Below are 24,147 nucleotides of genomic sequence, written 5' to 3'. Positions count from 1 at the left end.
TTACCTCCCTACTCCATATGCTCACTATATGCTCATCGCGTTTTTAAAAATGGTACTCTAATTCTCTTACTACCTTGACTAAACCTGATGTTTAAGTTGAGGTCTTATGCACACTATATGCTCATCACATTTTACTAATGATTGTGTAACACATGATCATGGTAATCAAAATTCAATCATTTTCTACAATTTTGTTGGTAATTTTATTCCTCCTGAATGGAGTAACCTATCCTCTAGTAATGGTAAAATTTTAAGTAAAACCTCAAGACAACTCCTATCTCTAATAGTCTTCCGCTTGCAAATCTACTATAACAATAGTATCGACGAACTTCAGGAAACCTATCATTTCTTTGAAGAACACTTAGGAGTTTGTCAAGAACGTGTCAGACAGTGCCTAATTGAATTAGAAAAGAGTGGTTTCATTAAGTTTTATAAAGCAACTATTATTAAATATGGTATTAAATGCCGCAATACTCCTTGTATTAAGCTGGCTAGAAATTTCCAGCCATTTTCTCAAAAAATTCTCAATGAAAATGAAAAAAATTTGGGCTTAACTCAAAATAAATTTGGGGTGAAACCCAAAGAAATTTTGCCTCAACCCCAAAAAAGTTTGGACCAGTACATATATATAGATAATAATAAAAATATATCTAATAAATCTAGATATAGCAAATCTATAATTTTTCAAAATGAACAAAATGAAACTGTTCAAAATCAACAATTACTACAATATTCACAACAACAAAAGCTTGCACAAGAGTTAAAATTCGCAACAACAAGATCGGCTAATAATCAGCAAGAGAGTGAAAATACCAAAACAGCCAAAAGTGATTTTATCGTTGGTCCATTACAGATTAATAAGGCATTGCAAGCAGTGCTTGATAAGGTGGATAAGGCAAGATGTAAGCAAATAGCATCACCAGCTAATAATGATTCAGCAGTAGAATCTGTAAAGAATAAAGGCTGGTTCAAAAGAAAAAAATTAATAGATTTCCATCCCTTAACTCAAGAAGAGGCCGATTTATTACAGGTAAAATCAAATCGAGAATTTAATCTTAATTTCATCAATAAGCTCTTATTGAAGCTAGCAGAACAATATCCAGAATATCATTTTGGTCATAAGAAAGTCCTACTGAACTATATGGCTAAAGCTTTAGCTCATGAGCTCAGAGAAACTACTAAAGCCAACAGCACTACATTTCAGTTTAAATCTAGCGATGTAAACAAAGCCAAAGACCGACATCTAGATAAGATAGAAAGTAGCCTTGATACTAGCAAGCAAGCTCAGCTAAAACGTAAAATTGTTGGTAGTTTTGATCCTGATACAGCTTATGAATTACTAAGTTCTTGCTACTTTATTGGGGTAGTAGGTAATAGCTATCAAATAAAATTGCTTAAAAACATTACGCTTTCAGAACATAGCCAAGATAAAATACTACAGCAAGTACGAATGATCTATGGCAGTAATATTGGGCAATTACAAATCATACCATTTGCTGAGCTTGAAGCTAAGCATAATAATACTGAAGATGAAAAACAAAATTACCTATTGCAGCTTAGCAAGCAATTAAATCCTAATTCAATATGGTACAGGGCACGGAAATTTCTTATTGAACGTTATAACCAATATATTGATTTTGGGGTATTAAGTAAATTAGTAGTGGTAGAGGAAGATATAGTCAACAACAAGGTAATCCTTAAATCAACAACGGCTTTTAATGATTACTATGTTAGAAATCGTCATATGCAAGATCTAGAAGAAGCTTTTAAGACTCAAGATTATTGCTTTGAATTAATCAAGTTTGAATATAACTAAGCTATTGTGGTAATTGATAATTTGTAATAACTACTTCATCAGATATTTTATTGTGCTCAGGCATAGAATATTTAACCTTAATAGTACTAATATTAAAATTTTTGTATAAGTTTCTAATAAAGGGAGTATTACTATTAGAAACCATTATTTTAACATTTTTATCATTGAGTTCTGTAGCAAAATCTTTAAGTCTCGTTTGCTCATTTTCATCAAAGGGTAATCTGGTATAAAACTTCTCACCTGATTTATGATAAGGAGGATCAAAATAAACAAAATCATCTTGTTGTGGTTCAATGAAAGAAAAATCCATAGCACAAATAGATGTGTCAGCTAAAAGCTGACTACACTGTTTTAATCGAGAAGCAATATCAGATTTACTATAGTTTCTACCAGAGAAAGTTTGAGCTGGCTTCCCATCAATATTAATCCGGTAAATGCCTTTAAATGAATATCTATTAAGATAGATAAATCTTGCAGTAATTTTTGCTGGGTCATTACTATCATTATTACTTCTAACTTGGTAATAATGCTCTTTGGAATGTTTTTCTTTATGAGAGTCTAATAGTTTACTGACCTTATCTGGATTCTTCTTTATTGCGTTATAGCTAGTTACTAGCTCTAGATTAATATCAGATAAATAGCATTGTTTAAATTTATCTCTAATTTGAAAAAATAAAGCCCCACCACCAAGGAATGGTTCATAGTAGTTATTCAGTGTTGATGGAAGAAACTTAATTAATTGATCGGCAATTTTTCTTTTACCACCAACCCATTGTAGGAATGGTTGTGATTTATCTGAGTTCTTTACTGACATGAAATTATTATTAAAATATTTATACTAAATTATAGTATAAAATAGGTTTAAATGCCAGCAAAATACTGTATTACAAGGGATTTTCAAGGAATTCTTGATGTTTTCTGTAACATCATTAATACTAGTTTTGATTTGTATGTAATAGACAAAGATCTGAGCTAACAAATAATAGTAATTTAGCTGTGTCTCATTTATGCAGCTCTTTATTAAATTGTGTAGAAATCTGTCAAAAAAGCTCTTAAATCCTCTGTACTTCATGGAATAGTTAGGATATCTGTCCTTGTTAAGAGCAGCCGTGGTGCAGTTCTAGTTCAGAGGTTAAATTAAAAACTACAAAATTTTAGCACTTTAACCTCTGAGCTGTTTTCTGAACTTTAACAGCAAGGAGATGCTATGACAATTAATAATCAAAATCAACCAAAAGATAATCATAATATTACTAAAACAAATTGGAATCTTCAATTATCTCCCATATCTGTCACATTAATACCATATCAGCAAGAAGAGAATATCATTAACTCGACGATCACAAATTATACTGATATAATTAAATATAAATTAGAGTTACAAGAAGCAAATAATAAATTGAAAGAATCTGAGTTATTTAAAAGAGATGTGGTGCAAAATATGGTACATGGATTAAAGATTCCATGTAATGGGATTTTTTCATTAGTAACAGCCCTTTATGAAATAGAGGATCATCCTGAAAAAAAGGATTATTTAGCTAGTGTGGTAAATTGTGCTGAAGAATTACTGGATTATTATAACAATATACTTAGTTATTTACAGAATAATTCAGGATTACCTCCTATAGTTTTTAATAAGTTTGATCCAAAACAGTTGGTAAATAAGATTATTGATAAAGCGATGCCAATAGCTCAACGTAAGGGATTAAATTTATCTTGTAATTTTCAGTATGATTTAACAAATGCTATAATTAGTGATACTTATCGAATAGGGGCAATATTAGAGCAGTTAATAGATAATTCTATTAACTTTACTAAAGAAGGTAAAGTTGTGGTAACAGTGAACATGTTTGCTATTAGTCCAGCCGTTTCAGAATCAGAACAACAAAACAGAGAAATGGTATTCCAATTTATGGTGCATGATAGTGGTGTTGGTTTGTCTAAAGAAATCAGGCAACATCTTCATGAAAAGATTGATAAATTTGATGTTGCTATGCAATATAATGGACTTGGATCAGGATTAAGTTTTGTAAAGCGTCTAATTAGTGAGCTAAATGGAGAGATTGAAGTAACAAGTGAAAAAGGTAAAAGTACTACTATTGTCTGTAATATACCAATTAAGTTACCTCTTCTTGATGATCTGATTTATGATACATAATGTTGATATTGATAAGGTTTTGATGATTATGTATTAACTAATAATGATGATTTTCTTGATTATTGTACTTCACTTGCTACACTTAAGTAAATTATAGTAAGGAAGGATATATGGCAAGAAGTCAAGAAAATCATCAAAAAACTATAGATCCTATTACAGGAAAGTTAAATTTACCTAAAGGTATAGATCTTGAGCTAGACAAAATAAAAATTACAGATCTATCAAATTGCCGATATAGTAAAAGGCTATTAACGAAGATCATGCTTATTAATAAGATGTCTAAGAACATGGTTGATCTTAATAAAATTAAAAAAGCAATTTATTTTGCTAAAAAGTATCATGGCAGGCAAAAGAGAGAAACAGGAGAATTCTATTACTCACATCCTTTAGAAGTAGCATACATGGTTTCTGATTATTTATTTAGAACAGATATCATAGTAACTAGCATATTGCACGATTGTATTGAAGATACATTACTTACTAAAGAAATGATAGTAAAAGAGTTTGGCTATAAAATCGCAGGTCAAGTTGAAGATTTAACACGAGTTAAAAAGGATAAAAAAATTAGTGCAGCAGAAGTGGTTAAAATATTATATCAGCAGAAGAAAAAAGAGTTGCTATTAATTAAGTTATTTGATCGGCTACATAATGTACAAACAATAGGAGCTAAAACCCATAAAAAAGAACAGAAAACAATTTTAGAAACTTTACAGGTCTTCTTAGCTCTTGCTACTTATCTCAAAATACCAAAAGTTGCAAGACAATTACACACACATTGTTTAAATATAACTACAAATTACAAAAAATTAAATTTATATAATAACACAGTCCCATTCTCTCCTCTTACTCCACAATAACGGTAAATTGTTATTATGCAATAAATATCTTTAATAGTCCGTCCGCCAAAACTCTACAAGCCTTGTAGGCAATAGGGTTGTAAGGCAAAAAGTAATAGTAAAATCCATAAAAAAATGAAGGGTTTTATATCAAAAGCTTATGGAAATAAGAAAAAATCGCAATGGGAAAATTGAGTGCGTTTTGGAAAATATGGTGTTTTTTTGATACAAAAATTTGAAATCAGCCATCAAAATCATAGTAATTTGCTCTAAAATCGCACTATTTTTGGGAATTAGTGCCTAAAGCGATATTTTCTTAAGTTTTAGCGGACGGACTTAATACTCTTTATTATACCTAATTGAATTTACTTAACTATAGAATGCTATTCAATTTTATTGCAGTGATGCTTTAATAGTTTTCTCTTGATTGTTAAGATAATTTAATTTATTGTTAAGATGTAATTTCTCTGCTTGTTGTTTAGCTTTACCACAATATTCCAAAGCTTTGTTGAAATCGCCTTTGCTAAAATAAGCATCTGAATAAGTTATATAAAAAAGCATTTTTATCATGTAATCAGATGTTTGCTCAATTAAGTTATTGTATTTATTAAACTCTATTATTACTTTATCCACTTGGTTAGTTAAAATAAGTAGTTGTCCATACAATCTAATTGATAATAAAAAACCTTTAGTTCTATTAGCTGCCTTAAATAAAATCATTGATTCTTGAATTGATTTAATAGCATTCTCTATTTCTAGTGTATTTATATTAGTTTTATCTGTTTTTTTACTTTTCTCTAAGACAAGATTGGCTTTATGATACACTAATCTTGCCTTCAATATTTTCATATCATTGTCTTTTTCTGAATTATTTATTTTTATATTATTGTACTCATCAAATGCTTTATTTAGTTTTTCTTCAGCCTCATGATAATTACCGATTTTATAAAAATATGCTGAATATAAGGCTAGCATTTCACATTTTAACATTTCTAAGCCGTCAATTTTCTGCAAATATGCATTAACCTGATCAAGTATCTTTAGAAAATCTGTATACTTTTCTTGATAATAGTAGATTGTAGCAACCATCAAATCCATTTTTATAAGATTTTCATTATATTTATCCTGAAATTGAGTTTTAAAGTGCTGACTAGTTTCAATAATTTGTTGAAAAGAATTAGTTAGTTTAAATTCTTGCTCATTATCTATAAAAAATTGTAATAGGGATTCAAACCACCTTAAATTTAAGGTAGGATACATATTATTGTTTTTATTTAGTATCTTATCGAACTGATGACGTAAAACTGTTTGTACTAGACGATGGAGGGAAATATTATTATCGTTATCATAATTGATCATGGAATATTGCCATAATAGAGCAATATGTTTATTTAATGTTAATTCTGGCGATGATAAATCAGGATGAGCAGTTTGCAGCCATGTAAGCAATAGTTTTCGAGAGATTTTGTCTGGTGCTAAGTAAGCACATACTATTAAAAGTTCAATAGCTATTGGTGGTTCATTGTTAATTCTAGTATCTCTAACAATTTCATCTAAGGTAATGTTCCAGGTTACTGCCACTGGGTAACTATAATTATTTGTCTCTTCTAAAAAAGAATTATCTGATAATAATTCTGATTCATACTTCTTGTAAAGGTCTAAATATTCTGGAATAGCAATATGTTTTTGCTTAATATAAGCACTAGCTTGTACTAGTGCTAAGGGTAAATATCCTAAAATTTCTACTAATTCCCTTATAGCATTTTCTTCTTCTAATGCCACATTTCGCTGTATTAAAGTCTTTATTGTTTTAATAGATTCTTCTTCTGTCATGACGTCAATGGGCAATATTGAAAATTTTGTTGGCCAATGACGTTGACGAGTTGTTAAAATTACATGTCCCCCAGTTTCTGGTAAAAATGGTGCAATTTCACGATAGTTATTTACGTTATCATAAATTAAAAGCCATCCTGGATTATCAACTAGCCATTGTTTAACATAAGCGATAATGTTTTCTTTTGTATAGATGTTTTCTGTATATCCTAATAGCTTAGCGAATTCAATATATTTATTATACAAATCATCAATGTTCTCTGCAGGAAACCAAGCTTTAAATGTATACGGATGTTTTGTGTGCGTGACATATTGCAAAGTTAATTGTGTTTTTCCAATTCCTCCAAGTCCAGCACATGCACTAATTGCCACATTACTTATTCCTTCTGGTGTATGATTCTGACGTAATTTATTGTGTAAATTATTCAATAATTTTTCTCTACCAACAAAAACGTTATCTTGTCTAGGTATATTCCAAGTAGTCACATTCTTAGGAAATATTATTGATTCTTGTGGTTTAAGGTAAGGCATTTCTGCTTTTTGACTTTTAACCGTTGTTCTAACAGCTGGGTCAAATATTAAAAGATAAGTACCACAAATAATCAAAACCAATACACCAACTATTGGTAAATAAATATTCCTAACTTTAGCTTGAATATTTTTGTCTGTCAAATAGGAGTGAGGGGCAACTAAACTAGTCTGATTTGACATAATATTATTATATCTTTCCCTGAACTTAACAATAATATTCTCTACATTTGTATTAGAAAAAACTTTTGTGATAATTTCTAAAAAAATAAAATGATATTGTTTGGATAGAGAAAGATTAATATATTCAAAATTAGTTCGCTTAGGTAAAAATTCTAAACCTTGTTTTTCCTGTGTTGTAAGGAAAAATACTTTAGATATATCCTGATCATTAGACATAACAATAGATTGTCGTTTAGGTATATTAGTTTTATTTACAGATAAAACATAGATAGTACATTGCTTTTTATCTTCGCCATGTGTCCCCTTATGCATGAGAACTATAGGAACATTATCAGAATATTCTCGCAGTTCTATAAAAACTGTTATGCCTACAAGTTGTAAATCCCTACGTATCTTATAAATCATCCAGTTTAAATCATTGTTTCCTAGCATCTGCAAAACAATAAAAAAAGATATATTATAAGGCTTTGTTAATATTAAAATTTCCTTTAAGTTTTTTTTAAATTCTTGTTGAATTAATAAACTTAAATAGTAACTTTGTATTAGTTTATATTTATCGGACTTTTCCATAAAGTTTATAATGCCCTCTCGAACATTTGTTCCTATTTTCCGTTTGATGTTAGAAATATGACTTTCAATAGTTCTTGTCTCAACCTGTTTATCCTCATTTGATAAAAAATTAGCTACTCCTTTTATGTTCTTCCCATGCATAATGCATGCTATTACATCTATTTCTCTTGATGTAAATCTAATATTGTTAATTACACGTAAATGTTTTTCATATATTTCTTGCGGACACATAGTCTTTATCTTCCATAAAATCTAATTTATTTAAACTATTATTATTCTATAAGGTTAAAAGACATCGTCATATATGGATCAGTCAAAAATGCCTTCTCTCACATGATCGCTTCTCTTATCAATTACCAGTTACTACCTAACAAACCGTCTATCGACTCTTTCCTTAATTCTTGACTTATTTTAATTCGCTATTCACGTTAAATTATATAATTGTCCTAATAGGATACATTTAAATAACAATCACTCGCTATAACCAATCCTGCCTAAGAGGCTGTCTTGAAAGTGGATTGATAACAACAATAATACACTAATTCATAACAAACAGTTTAAAATCTATATAAAAAACAGTAATTTTGCTAAAACATGTAAATTTTTTAGACATAAAATAGTACTAAAAAAGTAACATGTTGAAGTACTATGTAATTAGATAATTAGTCTTTCAAGACAGGTTCTAAGTCAGATCTCAGTTTACTGTTCTTTAAATAATTACTTACTTGATTCCAGTTAATTATTTGTTCTAACTTAAGTACATTATCTTTACTTAATCTGTCTCTTCCAACAACTGTAAATATATCCATTCTAATAATTCTTAATGATTATAATCTCTTCATTAATATCTCTTTCTTATTATTGACTACTTAATTCAGTTATTTTCAGAGGTCTTTAATAGATAAATTTTTACATTAATATCTACGTGTTTTTTACTTATGTATAATACTTACTGTTTTTTTAAGAGTTGTAATAATTCTAATTTAAGTTTTAATACATTCTACCAAATTAGTAAGGTCAGGGAGTTAAATATTGTACTTAAGTTACTGTAAAATAATCAGCTTTTTCCCTCCATAAATTTAAAAGTAAAGTTCCAAGAGTTATATCTCTTTATGGAGTTTAGTGTACTAATGTGGAGTTAATAGTTAATTACAGGGATCAAAAGCTGATTATTTTATAACAAACGTATTATAATTTATTATAAATGTTAATTATGCAAGGTATAAATACTAATGATTTACATAATATCATAGCTGCTATTAGCACTAAACTATATAAAGCTAATATAGCTGCTGAAATACATTACAGATTAAAATCTCCTTGTTCTGTTTTAAAGAAGATATTTAAAAAAGCTACCACTGTGAAAGAATTGAAGGACCTAATTGCTTTTAGGATTATAGTTAATAAAAAAGAAGACTGTTATAAAGTATTAGATATTATTTACAATATTTATTCTGTTGATGTAAAGAAGTTTAAAGACTATATTACTAATCCTAAGGATAATGGCTACCGTTCCTTACATGTCATAATTAATATCTATAAACGTAATATAGAAATACAAATACGTAGCAGAGAGATGCATAATATAGCAGAATTTGGTACAGCAAACCACGATGAATATAAAAAGACACAGGAAACAAGATTAAGAAAGTTACTCTCTAATTATAGGTTTAATACAGCTTATATTAATATTAACATCAATAATGCCTATAATATTTTGAGTCGATTTAATTGGACTATGTCACAACTCCTTGCATATGAGCAGATACTTGAGAATCTTTGTCATCATTTGGATTGCCGTAACGGAACATGCGAAAAGCGAAAAGTGGACTATCCATCGGATGGCTTTTAGCTGATACGCAATTTTGCTAAATGCGAAACTCCTGAAAGTGTTATGTGTATTAATATCAGCGAACTGTTGAAAAAGTATTTTTGTAGTCATTTTGTTTGTATAAACCACTGTAGTTTTGATAAATAAGCATATATAGTATAACTTTTAATTTATTTTACTATAATGTATTTAAATTACTTAAAACTTTTTCAACAGTCCCATTAAGATAATGGACGTTAATTATTTAATTTTTGATCAAAAATATTTTTGCCGATTTTAGTCCAGTGATCTTGGATATTAGGATTTTGTATTAATTTTTCTTTTAAAGAAACAAAAGCTCCTAGTAAACTGTTAGTGGGTAAATCATCAAGTTTAGCTTTAACAACTAAGCCGCCGATTTCAATTAAACGACGAGTACGAGCTTTTCTTTCTTGAATTTTAAGTCTTGCTTCTTCAGTAATAATTTGAGTTTTTTTTTGTTCTAATTTCAATCTACGTTTTATGACATTATCCATATAGATAGTTTTCATTTTTTATTGTTATAATCATCATGAATCATCAATAAATTGTGGAAGTCAACTTCATAATTATAAGTGCTACAGAAATTCTACAAATTTTTTTCTAAAACAGACTAATGTTGGATACAACTCTAAGATTGCATAGTCTAAGATTAGTGATGGAATAAAAAAGCCATTCAAGATCAAGATAATCCCCATACCTAACCGAACCAGCAAAACTAAGATCAATAAAGACAAATATTTAGTTAAGGAACGTAAGCAACAAAGGTTTCAAAACTTACGCTATGTTATAGCAAATATGCTAAAAACTCTTATTACACAGCAATGTTTTATAGTGAAGCACTTCATAATATCCCTTAATTCATGGGCATTATATCAAACATAGCGTAAGTTTTGGTTTAACAAAGCTCTTTAGAGCGAGGTTAACGCAATATATAAACCTGAAGGTTTATTATTTGCTTATTTGTGCTGATTCAATGGATGATGAAAAACATTCATGCTAATGTAATGCAGGATTGTAATAATCATAAGAAGAATCATGGCAATACAGTTTGCAAGAATAGAAATAGTGAGTAGGAGTTCAGGAGGAAATGCTTGCCTGAAAGCTGCCTATAATGCCAGGCTGATTATTAAAGATGAGAGAACTAACGTTACTTATAATTTTAGCAAAAAAGGCGATAATGTTTACCATGCAGTATTATTGCCTAATTATGTAGATAAAAGATTTAAAGACCCAAGGGTCTTGATGAATGAAGTAGAACGTCTAGAGACAAGAAAAAATAGTCAATTATTAAAAGATATAGTTATAGCACTGCCTGATGATAAAGAGCTAGATTTAAATGATAGGATAGCCATTACTCATGAAATAATCGAAGAGATGGGGTGGGTAAAGAATGGTCTAGGAGTTCAAATTGATATTCATCAGCCACATGATGGAGATAAGAATTGGCATGCCCATTTGCTTGTTACTACCAGAAGATTCACAGAAGATGGTAAATCTTTAGGAGCTAAGGCAGTAGATTTAAATCCTAAATTTGCCAAAGTTAAGGGCAAAGCATTCATTATCCCAGAGGAGGAAATAATACATAAGAGAGTTAAAGAAGTAATCAATAAATATTTTGCTAAGTTAGGTTTAGAAATCCAAGTAGACCCGATAAGTTTTATGCCTCAGCAGCATGTTGGTCCTACTAGAATGCGAAGTATTATCAATGAAATAGCTGAGCAAAATAAAATATGTAAATTAGCTCATCTGGAAATTATTAAAAATAGTGATGGAGTGTTAAATCGTATTATTCGTCATCAAGCTATTTTTACTAAATTGGATATAGAAAAAGCAATAAAAGAGATTCCAGAAGAAGTAGAAAAGTCAAAACTAATAAGGGAGGTATTAAATTCAGATAGGCTGGTAAAACTATATAATGAAGATGGCACGGATACTAAATACTATACTACTAAAGACATAAGGGATGAAGAATTAAGGTTACTTAGAATAGCATATAAGGTAAATAACCAGATTCATTTTAATAATATTATTAAGCTTAAAAGTGCTATCGATAATCTTGCAAGTGTTAATGAAGCACAAAGAGAAAGTCTACAGCATATTTTAATTAATAATCAAGGGATTAGGATTTTACAAGGTAGAGCCGGTACCGGTAAGTCACAAGTACTTGTGCAGGCTTATAAAATTGCCACTAATCATGGGCAAAATATTATAGGGCTTAGTCCTACTCATAAAGCAGCATCAGAGCTTAAAAGTAAAGGTTACCGGCAATGTTATACAGTAAAAGGATTTTTATTTAAATTATATAATGGCAAAGCTGATCTACCAAGAAATAGCCTGCTAGTAGTAGATGAAGCAGGGATGGTAGGTAATAGTGATTATTTAGAATTACTAAAAGTAGCAAGGAGTAACAATTGTAATCTAATACTGGCTGGAGATGAGAGACAACTCACTTCCGTTGAGCGAGGAGGAATGTTTGCAGTATTGGCTAGTAAATTTGGCTCATATGAGTTAAGTAGAATTAGAAGACAGAGTAAAGCATGGGCAAGAGAAATGGCTTCATGCTTTGCAAGATCAGATATTACTGGTGGCTTGCGTTTACTTGCACAACATGATGGTTTAAAGATTGATCATACGCTAGAAGAATCAATGGCAAGATTAATTAATGATTGGAGCAACAGCAAATTTGCTCTAAATGAGCGTTTAATAATTACCATGCGTAATGCTGAAGTAGATAGTATTAATCAAGGCATCAGGGAGTTACTAAAAGCTAGAGGCTTACTTACCGGTAAAGAATATAGACGTTATCTATCATCTGAAAAGCATGAAGATTATATGGCAGGAGATCGTATTTTGTTTAAAAGTACAAATAAAGATTTACAAATAGAAAATGGTGAATTTGCAACGATAACTTCAGTAAGTAATGATAAATTTATTGCTAAAACAGATAGCGGGAAAGAAATAGAATTTAATCCTCAAGATGTAAGCTTTAAACATGGCTATGCTTCTACAGTGTATAAAGCACAAGGAGCCTCAATTAAAAATGTCTATGTATTACATAATTTAGCAGGAAATAGCAGAAATTCTTATGTAGCCATGACTAGACATATAGAAGAGGTAAAACTCTACTATAATAAGGACAGTACAAGAAATATAGCAAGTTTAATATCACAACTTAGTAAAATAGATAATAGGCTATCTAGCATTAACTTTAAAACTTTAGAAGAATTAGTAGCGATTCAAGATCAAGAAAATAAGAGTCCTAATATTATAGATAAAGTAGGTAATTGGTTTAAAGGGATAGTAGAAGATATTAAGGATAGATTACATAGTAATGATAACTATTACCAACCAAAAGTAAAGTCAGAGCCACCGGCTAAAGTACTAGAAATCCTAAGAAGCACTAGCTCAAATTTTGCCACAAGCCATAAAGCCCAAGAAGAGCAAAAAAGCTCTTCTTATAACCTTACGAATTGTAATAAACAAGATACAACAATAAGTGTTAAGTTACAAGAGGATATTATGGTCAAGAAAAAAATAGATTATAATTCTGTTAATAAACAAGAAGCTGTAGAATTAAAGCAAAGATTATCATTTAAAGCAGAAGAAATAGGAAGAAATTTACTAGGTAGTCCAAATAAGCATTTATCAAATAGCCAGTTACTCCGCTGGGAGAAAGATGGCAAAATAGTGATGAAGATACATGGCAGTAAAGCCGGCAGATGGTATGATTTTAGTAAAGGCGAGGGAGGAGATCTATTTACCTTAGTACAAAGAGAAAAAAATTGTGATTTTGTAGAAGCTAAGAAATATTTACAAGATATGGTTGGTATGTCAACCAACGGAGGTAAAGATCTAGCAGCAAATTTAGCAGCAGACAAAAATCAACAAATTAAAACTCAAACAGAGCAATATGCTGAAATAGCAAAAATTAAGAGAGCTATAGGATTATATGAAAAATCAGATTCTATAAAATATGTTATGCCAAATAATGTAGCAAAAAGATATTTATCAGAACATCGTGGAATTAAAGAAGTATTAACAAGATACCAACTAAGTAATGATCTTAGAACCAATATGATGTGGGACAGTAATAGCAAACAATATTATCCTGCATTAATTGCTTTTGTAAGAAATAAAGATGGCAATATTACCGGAGGTCAAGCTATTTATTTAAATAAAGAAACAGGGGCAAAAGCGAGTATAGAAGTTAATAAACGTTCATTTGGTAGAATCAGAGGTTCTTTTGTTGAAATTAATAAAAATAACGAACAGCAGAACGTACAAAGCAGGAATGTACAAAGCAGTAAAGATGGCAATAATTCAGTTAGTAATATAACGATTATAGCAGAAGGGGTAGAGACGGCTTTAAGCATTGGGGAAGCTGGTATTAAAGGCAAAATTCTTTGTAGTTTAGGTGTAAATAACATCAGGAACTATGAGCCTATCAAAGGAGAGAGAATAATAATTGCTGCCGATAATGACGGCAAAGACGCAGTATCAGTTCGTACCATAATTAAGGCTCAGGACGAATTAATTAGCAAAGGAGCAGCAGTAGCAATAATACGACCACTCGAGACAGGAGATTTTAATGATGTGCTAAAATCTCAAGGAGCAGAATCTATTAGAAATCTTCTAGAGCCTGAAATAGCAAAATTAACAGTAGCTAGCAATGTAGCTGAACTTAAATCATCCTTAAAAGCAAGTGATGATAGAAAATCACAATTTCAGTCTATAGAATTACTATTTTCAAAAATGGTAAATAACGATAATAACGGACTAAATAATTTGCAGCAACAGCAAATACAAGCTTTAGCAAAGTTTGGCACAGCAGAGAATATCAATACCGCAATACAAATCTACAGAGAAAAAGGTATAGATTCTTGTCTGCTCTACAGTAACAAGATTTGCATAGCAGCAATAGAGCAGAAGATACAGAAAGATTTACAAATTATGAAGAATAAATTTAATCCTAATTATAATCTTGGTGATAAGAAATTTTCTGATATAGTAGTATATGATTTTCAAGGCAAAAGCCATCTAGTCCCTGAAGATTACTTAAATGCCATAGGAAGAGATAAACAAGTAATGCAATATGTAAGTCCAAGCTCAGAAATAGGTAAAGAAATAAGAAGTGCGGTAAAGCAAGTATCTGAGATCAAGCTAAATCAAGGAATAAGAGTTTAGAGTGTAGTGTAATAATATTTTACCAATTCAAAAAATGTAAATATATGAGTGAACAAGGAAACCTGCTTGGTGATCCAGATAAGGATAAGAAGAAAGCTAAGCATGATAAGATATTTCGTAAGGCACTTGAGAATCCTCTAGTTGCCCATGAGTTCTTTAATGCACATTTGCCCCCAAATATTAAAAGTTTAATAGATTTTCCTAGTTTAGCAATGGAGAACACCACATTTGTAGAAAGTTCTTTAAAAGATTCTATCTCTGATGTTTTATTCTCATGCAAATTTGATAAACAAGACGGCTACTTATTTTTGCTTGTCGAACATCAATCAAAAGCAGATCATTTTATGGCTTTTAGGCTTTTTAAATATATGATTAATATTTGTGAGCGATATTTAATACAAAATCCTAAAGCTAAGACTTTACCGTTGGTATACCCGATGATATTTTTCAATGGTCAGGAGAAATATAATGTTGCAAGGAATTTGTGGGATTTATTTGCCAATAACAAATTAGCAAGAGAATTATGGATTAATGATTACCAATTAGTGAATGTCCATGAAATACCAGATGAAGAGTTTAAACAAAGAATATGGTCGGGAATATTAGAATTTTTTCTCAAGCATATACATGAGAGGGAATTATTAAAAAGATGGCAAGAAATATCAGATATATTGCCGGAATTAACCAAAATAACGATAGGTTATGATTATCTAGAAATGATATTATATTATACTTTGACAAAGATAGAGCAAGCTGATAAAATAAAGCTAGAGAATTTATTATCAACAAAGTTGAATCCAGAAATAGGAACAAGGCTTATGAGAAGTTTAGCAGAGCATTGGCAACAAGAAGGGAAAGAAATAGGTATTCTTGAAGGCTTACAAGTTGGTGAGGCTAAAGGTATCCAAATTGGTGAAGCTAAAGGTATCCAAATTGGAAAAGCTGAAGGTATCCAAATTGGAAAAGCTGAAGGTAAAGCTGAAGGTAAAGCTGAAGGGGAATATAATAAAGCAGTAGAGGTAGCAAAGAAAATGTTAACTCAAGGTTGTAATGTTTCTTTAATTTCTAGTGTAACCGGTCTTGATGAAGCTTTTATTAGTTCTTTAGAGTAAACATATTTCTTGTAAAATTTACTCTGCTGTTTGAAAAATAATTTATAAAAAATTCTGAAATTACTATGATTTTGAGGGCTAATTTTAAATTTTTGTATCAAAAAACACACTATGTCCCAAAACGTACTCAATTTTCTCGTTGCCATTTTTTTGTATTTCCATAAGCTTTTGATATAAAACCTTTCATTTTCTTATGGATTTTACTATTACTTTTTGCCTTAAAACCTAGTATCTATAAGGTCTGTAGAGTTTTGGCGGACGGACTAAATTAGCGATTTAAAGGGGCATTATAGTAGGATTTTTCTTTATAAGGTAATCCCCTATCAAACAATTGAAATCTTTTAAAAATACCATTAAAATGGTTTCTATATTTTTGCATTTAAATCAAGTTTGTAAATTCATTTGTAATTTAGTAATTGGGATGTTACCCGCAAGTTTTACATAACAGGTAAGATCTTCTAGATTCATAATTTCAGATGGCATTACTAATAATTTTCTTTTCTCTAAGCTATGCATATTTACTCCATCACGCATGGAGTTAGCACCATAAGAGAGATTCTCTTGAGTTTCAATAATTTCTTGCTCACCAAGCATTAAAGCTGATTTATGTGCTGTTTGTTGATCACTTACCCGAAAAATAAATTTGCTACCAAATAAATCAAGCATTGAAGCTGTTCCAGCAGAACCATATATCTCCTCTAATTGATGAATGTTTTGCATACCTGCAACAACGCAGCCACCATATTTCCTGCTTTCAGCCAAAGCTATAGGGAGTGAAGATATCTTTTGTAAAGCTGGCAGCTCATCAATCACAAACCACATATTACTATGAGTATTATTGATGTTCCTATTCATTAATGCTTTTATCGCTATGCTAATCCATGCAGCAATAAGTGGTCGAAGCATTACTCTTTGATTAGGAGTACTAGTTATAAATAACCAACCTTTGTCCGCAGTAAACCACTTTCTAATACTAAACTCACCTTTAGGCTTTAAATGTTGCAACACTTCAATATTTTTACTAACAGTTGCTTGAATACCTGAAGAAGTCTCAGGGGCACTACTGCTAATTATACCAGATACTGCACTATTTTTAAAACTTTTTGCAAATTCTTTATTATTTGCATAAAGAATAGTATTTATTAGCTTTTTGATGTCTTTACTATCCTGATATAATCTTAATCCTTCAGCGAGTACCAACTCAGCACTTTTAGCAAAAAAATCATCTAATTTGGGATTATAGTTACTAAAGTTACTTGCCATATCATTATAATCCCAAATTTCATGACAATCATTCCAAGGCAACCAATGCTCTGTATTCTCTTGCAAAGGATTAAGTAGCTTATCACATTTGGGATCAAAAAATCGATCAGTAAAGCTACCTGTTAAATCAACAATAATTGCTCTACCTTGCTCTTTTCTAATCTGAGGTAATAGCTCATTTAACATATTAGTTTTACCACTACCAGTAGTACCGGTAATAAGAATATGCCTCCTTTCGATATTTTTAACTAATGGCAATCCAGAAAAACAAATATTAGCAGCTTGTTTGTTTTTATGAAGCATTCTCGCTAAAGTTTTTGCTTCCACCAAATCTGCTCCCCTGATCTTATCTTGTATAACAGCTTTTTTACCTCGATACATAAAAAAGATGATGGCAGTAAACATGCTAATAGTAAAAACAATAATACCTTCTGGCCAAGCTGAATGCAATAAGAATTGCCCAAATTGATTGATATTATGCGAATGCGGTGTAACATGCCAAAATTTATGCACAAATTCTTCAGCATTACGATAAACCCAAGCTTTTTGTTCTAAATAATAGAATTTAATACCTATTTGGCTTATAGGGTAAAAATACTCTCCTATGGCAAGTTTTAATTGTGCGTATCGCTCTATGATAAAATAATATAAGCTTACTAAGGACAATTTCTGATATGTACGCCACATTAGCCAAACTACAGTAAATATTAATCCAATAGTTAAAGCATTAATACTGCCTTGCCCAAGCATTCTCATCTGATGAGCAAAAATCTGTGAACCACGAGTAAAATTATTTTGATTTTGTTGCATCAAATTACAAATTATCTTGCATTATCTTTAATTTTTCTTCAAACTCGTCAGCCATAAGATCATTACCTAGTTTTCTTAAAGCTTTAATTATTTCTGTATATTCTGTCATAAGATTAGGTTTATATTTAAGAGCTAAGTGAAAATTTACTTTAGCTTCTTTTTCTTTTCCCATGCTAATCAATGTAATTCCTTTTTCTAAGTAACTTTCAGCATAATCAGATTTATACTTAATAGCTAGATCATAGCTATTAATTGCTTCTTGATATTTACCTAATTTTCTAAGAGCTATTCCTTTTTCTAAGTATGATGCTGTATAAGTAGGATCATATTTGATTGCTAAATCACAATTCTCTATTGCTTCATGATATTTTTTTAATATGTTTAAAGAGATAGCCTTGTTATAGTATGCTTCTACACAATGGGGCTGATATTTTATAGCTATATCACAGGTTTCAATTGCTTCTTGATATTTTCCTAAGTTTATTAAAGCTGCACCCTTGTTGTTATAAGCATCTGCATAATCTGATTTATATTTAATAGCTAAATCAAAATTTTTTATTGCTTCTTGATGTTGCCATAAAGACATTAAGGATATTCCTTTATTATAATATGCTTCTGGATATCTTGGGTTATATTTTAAGGCAAGATCACAATTTTCTATTGCTTCTTGATGCTTTCCTAAATTACTTAAAGAATTACCTTTATTATTATATGCTACCGCAAAATGCAAATTATATTTTAGTGCAAGATCAAAATTTTTTATTGCTTCTTGATATTTTCCTAATTTATAAAAAGATTTACCAATATTTAAATATTCTTCAGCTAAAATATTTGAATCCTGAATTTTGCTTTGTTGCTCGATTTGTTGTTGTTTTGCATTAGTAGGATTGATCAAGTTTTCTGCAAAAGCACTACTGAAAAATATTAATGATAAGATAAATATGAATGCTAATTTTTCGATGTTTTGCATAAATTTTTTCTCAATTATTTTCATTTTTATGGCCTGGTAATTTAATATTTCTTTTCTTGATCGCTTTGCTACTTATTTCAAGATTATCTGCTATTTGCTGGCCAGTTCTGACAATCGTTGATTCAGGAGTTTTATTAAATTCATCTTCAATTTGTGCCTTCTTATCTTTTACTTTATCAGATAACTGCTCAAGAATCTTTACTTTTTCTATTTCATTATTATCTATACTCTGAATTAGCATTTGTTCTACATTTTTATCATAAACATCATTTCTTCTATCATCAATATTACTAATAGCAGCTTGGTCATTCAACTGTTTAGTATTTTTATCAAAACTTGATCGCAAGTTTTCTTTAGATGGAATATTGATGCTACTTACAGAACTTAAGTCTTGCGGTATAATATTATTGATTTTAGCTATATCTAAAGCGATTTGTTCGGCTTCTTGTTGGTGAGTACTTGCCCACATAGCAGCCTGCTCTTTGCTACTTACTCCAGGAATATTTTTGGCAATTATGCTATTTAATACTGATTCATTTAAATTACGATCAATAGAGGCAGAATTTTGTGCTATATAGTTCATGTTATAGCTTAATTGCTCGATATTTTGTTTAGTTCTAGTTATTTCTTGCCCTACAGATTGTTGCTCAGAGAAGTTACTATTAAGATTATTACTAAGTGATTGCAGATCACTATTTGTATGACCTAATCTGCCATCTTTAGTAGCACTTTTAATCTTAGATAATGCTTCATTATATGATTGCTGTTGATTTACTGATTTTCCTCGTTCTTTTCCTTGATCATTATCTGCTCGAACTGTTACTCCTCCTATGCTAGGTACATTTAAACCTATATTTGCACTAGTACTAGTTCCCTTTCTATTACTGCTACCAGTATGATCAGTAGCAGCGATGCTATCTGAATTCATCTGCTGCAAGGCTAGATACTGGCTATCAGTAATACCTATAGATTTTGCTTCTTCATAGCTTAATCTTTTTCCTATCTCAGTTGCCATAGAATTACCTGTAGTAGTTAAATTACTATATCTATCATTTAATGAGTCAAGATAACTTTGTGAGCTCATAAACTGAGATTGATAACTATCCTGTAATAATTTAGAAGAGCGGTAGTTATTAACAAGTGAGTCTACTGCTTGAGTCAGTACTTGTCTACCACTATCAGTACTGGTTACTCTCATTCCTCCATCATCAATAATTCCTCCTGCCAATTGTAAAGTTGGGGTAAGATTTTGCTGGGCAATTGTTCGATTACCGATGCTATAATTATCCATAGCAAGGTTATTATCAGCAATATTAGCACCAATATTACTTGCAACCGGTACTGGAGAAAATTGATTGGCCAAAGTAGTAGTTGCATGAGCACAAGCCTTTAATACTGCCCAGGATAACATCGGAACTGAAGCTGCTAACATCTGAAATGTTGCAAACTCATGCAACAGAATTTCTGAAAAACTCCCTTGCGATAAGATATTTAAACCAGTAAAGTGACTTGTGCCTTTACCAGCTAGGCTAATCATCCCTAAACAATGAATCACAGTAAAAAATACTGGCCAGCTGGTTACCCAAATGATTAATGTTATCCAAGTTTTAAAGATAGTATAACCACCGGGCAACATTGACATTGGAAATACTACGAAAATGAGACAAATTACCAAAGCAAAAAATACTGATTGTAAGATAGGCATGATATTTGCTGCCATCTCTCCTGCAATCAGGTAAGAAAAGGATTGCTGAAATAACCCGCGGGTCGCATTCATACTAACTAATTGAGGATATATTCTAGAAAGTGAGAATTTTTCTCTTAAATCATCATAAGCTTCACGATTAGCATTAAGTAGCATTGCTTGTCTCATCCACTGATGAATATCTGTTTGTTCTTTTTTAAGATATTTTAGAGTATCAGAGGTCATAGTTTTTAATCTGCTAGATAATATCTCTTGCCTATCAGAGCTAATGCCTATACCATTTGCAAATTTAGTTAATAACCTATCATTTAATTCTTTATTAATAGCTGCCTTAATCAAGGGAGTTACTTGCCTGCAGGTTTTAAAAGAAATAGCAGAATTACTTGGATCCTTATAATAAATACCAAAATTATTGGGCATATTTTGTTCGATAAAAGCAATGATGTCACTTGCTCTTTGTGCTTCTGCTTTTTTACCTAAAATATTACCAATTATATAAGGTTTCATAAAACATTGTCTTAAAAATTCTTTTGTATTGGTCAAAGTTACCGGATCCTCTATTTGAATGTCCTTGATTTTACCAATAGCTTTTGCTCCAAACATAATCCCATTCTTCCTGCTTGATAACCCTTCATCAGGTGGAAGTAAATGCTTTTCGAGCGTCTCTGATAAAGAGTAACTTATTTTTGATGATATAGAAGCAAAAAAAGCAATACCTACTGGGATATTATCAATTTTTACAGGAGCCTGCATTGATATTTCATCTTTAAGCCACACATTTGCTTTTGGAGCAAATAAAAAGATAAAAATAAATAAGGATGGAAAAAACCATTCCATAGCAAAAATACCAATATTACCTCTAAAAATAGCACGAGTTGCTGCCCAAATTCCACCAATTGTCAAAGCAAATTTACCTACTGGTGTAAAATACTCACTATTTGAGGCAAAGACTCTTCCTATGCCATTAAAAACTTGCCATAATATATCTCCTCCACCAAATGTATGTATTACGTAATCTGTCATGTTCTTTTTATATTTTTATCTTCTTTGCTTATTTTTGTACCTGCTTATCTGCTTGCTCATCTAATTTTAATTTATACTTAAGCCCTCTCTTTAGCGATTAAATGTTGTTCTATTAATCTTGCTCTTCTATCAATCTGATCACTACTTGTTAGCATATTACTCCATTTTTCTTGAGCAAAAAGTTGCACTCTATCTAAAGCTTTTAAGTAAGCGGTTAAATGATGATCTGCTACTTGCTTTGATTTGAGCATAGTAACTGCTTTTCTTACCTCTGAGGTTACTTCCTTTAAATGCTGCAGTAAACTGTAACTAGCAACTAATTCTGAAGAACTATCTAAAATAGTAACTCCTGATATTGCTTCTAAAGTAATATAATCATATATTGGAAATGCTTCCCCTATTGAAGATAGGAAAGATATGTCTGCATTACTAAACTCGTTATTACTTGTAAGTTTGCTCTTTAATTCATCTAGTTTTGTTTTAGCCTTGCCTTGATATGATTGATCTAGAACAATAGTAATATTACGTCTTAGATCTGGGTTTAAACAATTACTATTATCACAAGTATAAATTGAGGCAGATTCTCCGCCTTTTAAATGAGCAATCCAGCTCTTTTCATCTTGAGCAAGTGACTCAAGGAAATATACATTATTATCTCGAACTATTATAGTTCCAGTCATGGACATGATGGCACTTCTCATATTTTCAGGGATTCCTGCTTTTTCTGCTGCCTTGATAAAAATATTATAATTTGTCAGCATTAATTCTGGATCTTGATTTTGGATATTCGCTAAAGCTTGTTTCTGCTCTAAATCACTACGACATTTTTTGCCGGCAGCAAAATAATCAAAGCCAGAGCTGGATTGTAAATCTCTGCAAACTGATTCTCTCATGGCTGAATCTTTAGGCAAAATGGAAGCGAAAATAGCTTTAGTCATTTCACAATCGCCCTTAGCAAATTGATTCATTTCCATAGCAAGATTTCTTAAATCTTTTAAGGCATTTTCTATTTGTGGAGCAAAAGTTTTAAGACCCAATGAAAATGCATAAGCTTTTGCTTGCGTACCAATATTTTTCATTAGCTGAACTAGCTCTTCACCTGAAATAATCGAAAAACTACCAAGATAAGAATCTATACCACTACAGCTCATGTTTAACGAGGGAGGGGTAATAGAAATCGGATTAAAAGATGTTTTATTAGTTCTAATAGATAACCCTCCTGCTGCATAATAATAGCCGGCAGCTTGGGATTGATATGAACCAGGTTTAGTGACATTAACGCTCATGCCTTGAAATACATCCTGTAAATCCCAAGCATAAGTTGTTGTTGTTTGTAACAATAAAATTATCATGAGAATATGCATCACATGCTTTATGTAGATTACTCTTCTAAACTTATTGTTACTGATCATAATCATTAACCTTTAGTCTATTATAGTGCTGAATTACCAATAAAATATTTTCAGCAATTTTATCTTCACTAATAATTCCTCTTGCAACTGGATATATTTGTATGCCGCTGCTATCGATTAAATATAATACCGGTACAAGCTTTGCAGGATTTAGTGTTTGTAACAAACCAGTATCTTTAATGGTTGGTATCCCTTGAAATCTAGTTTCACTATTACTTACAAAAATTAATTGAAAGCCATATTTATCTGCAAATTCTCTTACAATAGGGATAAATGCCTGGCAGTAATTACATCCTTGATTTACTTGCAGAATTAATCCCCAATTCTTAGCTAAAAATCTTAGTTTTTGGCTGCTGTCTTTATCTTGTCTTATCTCGTATAATTTTTTATGCAATGAATTTGCAGGTATATTCTCGTTTGTAAGACTATAATCAAGTAAGGTAGCAAGCTGCCACATGGTAGCAAATTTATATGATTTTTCTAAAATTTGTTTGTGTAACCTTTGAGCAATAATGACATTTTCAAGAGTAGGATCATCTAAGGCTTTACGCTTAGCTCTATTAAATTCCTTCTTTAAAGCTTCTATCCTTTGATCATAAAGCTCAAGTTCTGGCTCTTGCTTTTTTTGATCTTGAGAAAATTTTAATATTTCTGGCTTGTAAGCATGATCCTCATTATACCAAAGAAAACCTTTTGGTTGAGTGCTATCTTTTACTTCATTGTTGCTTGCTAAATCTAATCCTATCATTTTATTTATACTATTAGCATTTAAGTCTATAGTACCAGCAAATGCGTGATTTGACCAATCATTGATTAGTAACAATAAAATAATTACTAGTGATGTAATGGCTAGTGATGATTTAGTTATCGTGTTTACTAGCCACTTCATCAT

At 30.7% G+C, this 24,147-nt stretch carries 15 protein-coding genes and 1 pseudogene; 7 read left to right on the top strand and 9 right to left on the bottom strand.

All coding sequences use genetic code 11. From position 1 onward, the window contains the following. Positions 1-106: 106 nt before the first annotated feature. The gene (locus tag AAGW17_RS04215) at positions 107-1,816 is read left to right on the top strand and encodes a hypothetical protein (RefSeq protein WP_008579937.1); all 1,710 of its coding nucleotides are present in this window, start codon (positions 107-109) and stop codon (positions 1,814-1,816) included. Between the two features lies 1 nt (position 1,817). Here the strand turns inward: AAGW17_RS04215 and AAGW17_RS04210 are convergent, their stop codons facing one another. Next, the gene (locus AAGW17_RS04210) at positions 1,818-2,630 is read right to left on the bottom strand and encodes a DNA adenine methylase (RefSeq protein ID WP_011477104.1); all 813 of its coding nucleotides are present in this window, start codon (positions 2,628-2,630) and stop codon (positions 1,818-1,820) included. Positions 2,631-3,023: 393 nt separating this feature from the next. Here AAGW17_RS04210 and AAGW17_RS04205 point away from each other — a divergent pair, with 393 nt between their 5' ends. Next, entirely contained in the window at positions 3,024-3,974 is a 951-nt protein-coding gene (locus AAGW17_RS04205; RefSeq protein ID WP_008579934.1) for a sensor histidine kinase, read from the top strand. Positions 3,975-4,084: 110 nt separating this feature from the next. Then, the gene (locus AAGW17_RS04200) at positions 4,085-4,831 is read left to right on the top strand and encodes an HD domain-containing protein (protein WP_008579933.1); all 747 of its coding nucleotides are present in this window, start codon (positions 4,085-4,087) and stop codon (positions 4,829-4,831) included. 372 nt (positions 4,832-5,203) lie between these two features. On the opposite strand, the gene AAGW17_RS04195 is transcribed toward AAGW17_RS04200, so the two are convergent. Then, on the bottom strand, positions 5,204-8,155 hold the full coding sequence (locus tag AAGW17_RS04195; RefSeq protein WP_008579932.1) for an NB-ARC domain-containing protein: 2,952 nt from the start codon (positions 8,153-8,155) through the stop codon (positions 5,204-5,206). A 78-nt stretch (positions 8,156-8,233) separates the two neighbouring features. On the opposite strand from AAGW17_RS04195, the pseudogene AAGW17_RS05305 reads away from it, so the two are divergent. Continuing rightward, a pseudogene (locus AAGW17_RS05305) lies at positions 8,234-8,329 on the top strand (IS982 family transposase); the annotation flags it as partial. A gap of 257 nt (positions 8,330-8,586) precedes the next feature. Here the strand turns inward: AAGW17_RS05305 and AAGW17_RS04190 are convergent. Next, positions 8,587-8,733 (bottom strand): hypothetical protein, encoded by a 147-nt coding sequence (locus tag AAGW17_RS04190; protein ID WP_008579931.1) that lies wholly within the window; start codon positions 8,731-8,733, stop codon positions 8,587-8,589. 395 nt (positions 8,734-9,128) lie between these two features. Here AAGW17_RS04190 and AAGW17_RS04185 point away from each other — a divergent pair, with 395 nt between their 5' ends. Next, the gene (locus AAGW17_RS04185) at positions 9,129-9,776 is read left to right on the top strand and encodes a bifunctional (p)ppGpp synthetase/guanosine-3',5'-bis(diphosphate) 3'-pyrophosphohydrolase (protein ID WP_008579930.1); all 648 of its coding nucleotides are present in this window, start codon (positions 9,129-9,131) and stop codon (positions 9,774-9,776) included. A 215-nt stretch (positions 9,777-9,991) separates the two neighbouring features. Here AAGW17_RS04185 and AAGW17_RS04180 read toward each other — a convergent pair whose 3' ends face one another. Then, positions 9,992-10,285 carry a conjugal transfer protein TraD gene (locus AAGW17_RS04180; protein ID WP_008579929.1) on the bottom strand — a complete coding sequence of 98 codons (294 nt, stop codon included), beginning with the start codon at positions 10,283-10,285 and terminating at the stop codon, positions 9,992-9,994. Between the two features lie 526 nt (positions 10,286-10,811). On the opposite strand from AAGW17_RS04180, the gene AAGW17_RS04175 reads away from it, so the two are divergent. Beyond that, positions 10,812-14,960, top strand: a complete 4,149-nt coding sequence (locus AAGW17_RS04175) for an AAA family ATPase (RefSeq protein ID WP_037214301.1) — start codon at positions 10,812-10,814, stop codon at positions 14,958-14,960. Between the two features lie 44 nt (positions 14,961-15,004). Further along, a complete protein-coding gene (locus AAGW17_RS04170) occupies positions 15,005-16,072 on the top strand; it encodes an Rpn family recombination-promoting nuclease/putative transposase (RefSeq protein WP_008579927.1) in 1,068 nt (355 codons plus the stop codon). A gap of 384 nt (positions 16,073-16,456) precedes the next feature. Here the strand turns inward: AAGW17_RS04170 and AAGW17_RS04165 are convergent, their stop codons facing one another. The 5 genes from AAGW17_RS04165 to AAGW17_RS04145 all read right to left on the bottom strand — a co-directional run bounded on the left by AAGW17_RS04165 (position 16,457) and on the right by AAGW17_RS04145 (position 24,147). Continuing rightward, a complete protein-coding gene (locus tag AAGW17_RS04165; RefSeq protein WP_347939416.1) occupies positions 16,457-18,145 on the bottom strand; it encodes a type IV secretion system DNA-binding domain-containing protein in 1,689 nt (562 codons plus the stop codon). Between the two features lie 4 nt (positions 18,146-18,149). Beyond that, complete coding sequence (locus tag AAGW17_RS04160) at positions 18,150-19,139, bottom strand: tetratricopeptide repeat protein (protein WP_347938773.1); 990 nt, start codon at positions 19,137-19,139, stop codon at positions 18,150-18,152. Next, the gene (locus tag AAGW17_RS04155; RefSeq protein WP_008579923.1) at positions 19,126-21,843 is read right to left on the bottom strand and encodes a conjugal transfer protein TraG N-terminal domain-containing protein; all 2,718 of its coding nucleotides are present in this window, start codon (positions 21,841-21,843) and stop codon (positions 19,126-19,128) included. Before AAGW17_RS04155 ends, AAGW17_RS04160 begins: the two co-directional genes overlap by 14 nt. Before the next feature lie 77 nt (positions 21,844-21,920). Continuing rightward, a complete protein-coding gene (locus AAGW17_RS04150) occupies positions 21,921-23,255 on the bottom strand; it encodes a conjugal transfer protein TraH (protein WP_008579921.1) in 1,335 nt (444 codons plus the stop codon). Next, entirely contained in the window at positions 23,245-24,147 is a 903-nt protein-coding gene (locus AAGW17_RS04145; protein WP_011477109.1) for a conjugal transfer protein TraF, read from the bottom strand. Before AAGW17_RS04145 ends, AAGW17_RS04150 begins: the two co-directional genes overlap by 11 nt.

This window comes from Rickettsia sp. Oklahoma-10, assembly GCF_039954865.1.
GTDB lineage: Bacteria > Pseudomonadota > Alphaproteobacteria > Rickettsiales > Rickettsiaceae > Rickettsia > Rickettsia oklahomensis.
Note: the sequence above shows the minus strand (reverse complement) of the source record. Positions and strands in the feature narration are given on the sequence as shown.

Bases quoted from the DNA above. Each gene is read 5' to 3' on its own strand.
- AAGW17_RS04175 (WP_037214301.1), top strand. From the start codon at position 10,812: ATGGCAATACAGTTTGCAAGAATAGAAATAGTGAGTAGGAGTTCAGGA.
- AAGW17_RS04185 (WP_008579930.1), top strand. From the start codon at position 9,129: ATGTTAATTATGCAAGGTATAAATACTAATGATTTACATAATATCATA.
- AAGW17_RS04170 (WP_008579927.1), top strand. From the start codon at position 15,005: ATGAGTGAACAAGGAAACCTGCTTGGTGATCCAGATAAGGATAAGAAG.
- AAGW17_RS04150 (WP_008579921.1), bottom strand. From the start codon at position 23,255: ATGATCAGTAACAATAAGTTTAGAAGAGTAATCTACATAAAGCATGTG.
- AAGW17_RS04195 (WP_008579932.1), bottom strand. From the start codon at position 8,155: ATGTGTCCGCAAGAAATATATGAAAAACATTTACGTGTAATTAACAAT.
- AAGW17_RS04200 (WP_008579933.1), top strand. From the start codon at position 4,085: ATGGCAAGAAGTCAAGAAAATCATCAAAAAACTATAGATCCTATTACA.
- AAGW17_RS04205 (WP_008579934.1), top strand. From the start codon at position 3,024: ATGACAATTAATAATCAAAATCAACCAAAAGATAATCATAATATTACT.
- AAGW17_RS04190 (WP_008579931.1), bottom strand. From the start codon at position 8,733: ATGGATATATTTACAGTTGTTGGAAGAGACAGATTAAGTAAAGATAAT.
- AAGW17_RS04215 (WP_008579937.1), top strand. From the start codon at position 107: ATGCACACTATATGCTCATCACATTTTACTAATGATTGTGTAACACAT.
- AAGW17_RS04155 (WP_008579923.1), bottom strand. From the start codon at position 21,843: ATGACAGATTACGTAATACATACATTTGGTGGAGGAGATATATTATGG.
- AAGW17_RS04160 (WP_347938773.1), bottom strand. From the start codon at position 19,139: ATGAAAATAATTGAGAAAAAATTTATGCAAAACATCGAAAAATTAGCA.
- AAGW17_RS04145 (WP_011477109.1), bottom strand. From the start codon at position 24,147: ATGATGAAGTGGCTAGTAAACACGATAACTAAATCATCACTAGCCATT.
- AAGW17_RS04180 (WP_008579929.1), bottom strand. From the start codon at position 10,285: ATGAAAACTATCTATATGGATAATGTCATAAAACGTAGATTGAAATTA.
- AAGW17_RS04165 (WP_347939416.1), bottom strand. From the start codon at position 18,145: ATGCAACAAAATCAAAATAATTTTACTCGTGGTTCACAGATTTTTGCT.
- AAGW17_RS04210 (WP_011477104.1), bottom strand. From the start codon at position 2,630: ATGTCAGTAAAGAACTCAGATAAATCACAACCATTCCTACAATGGGTT.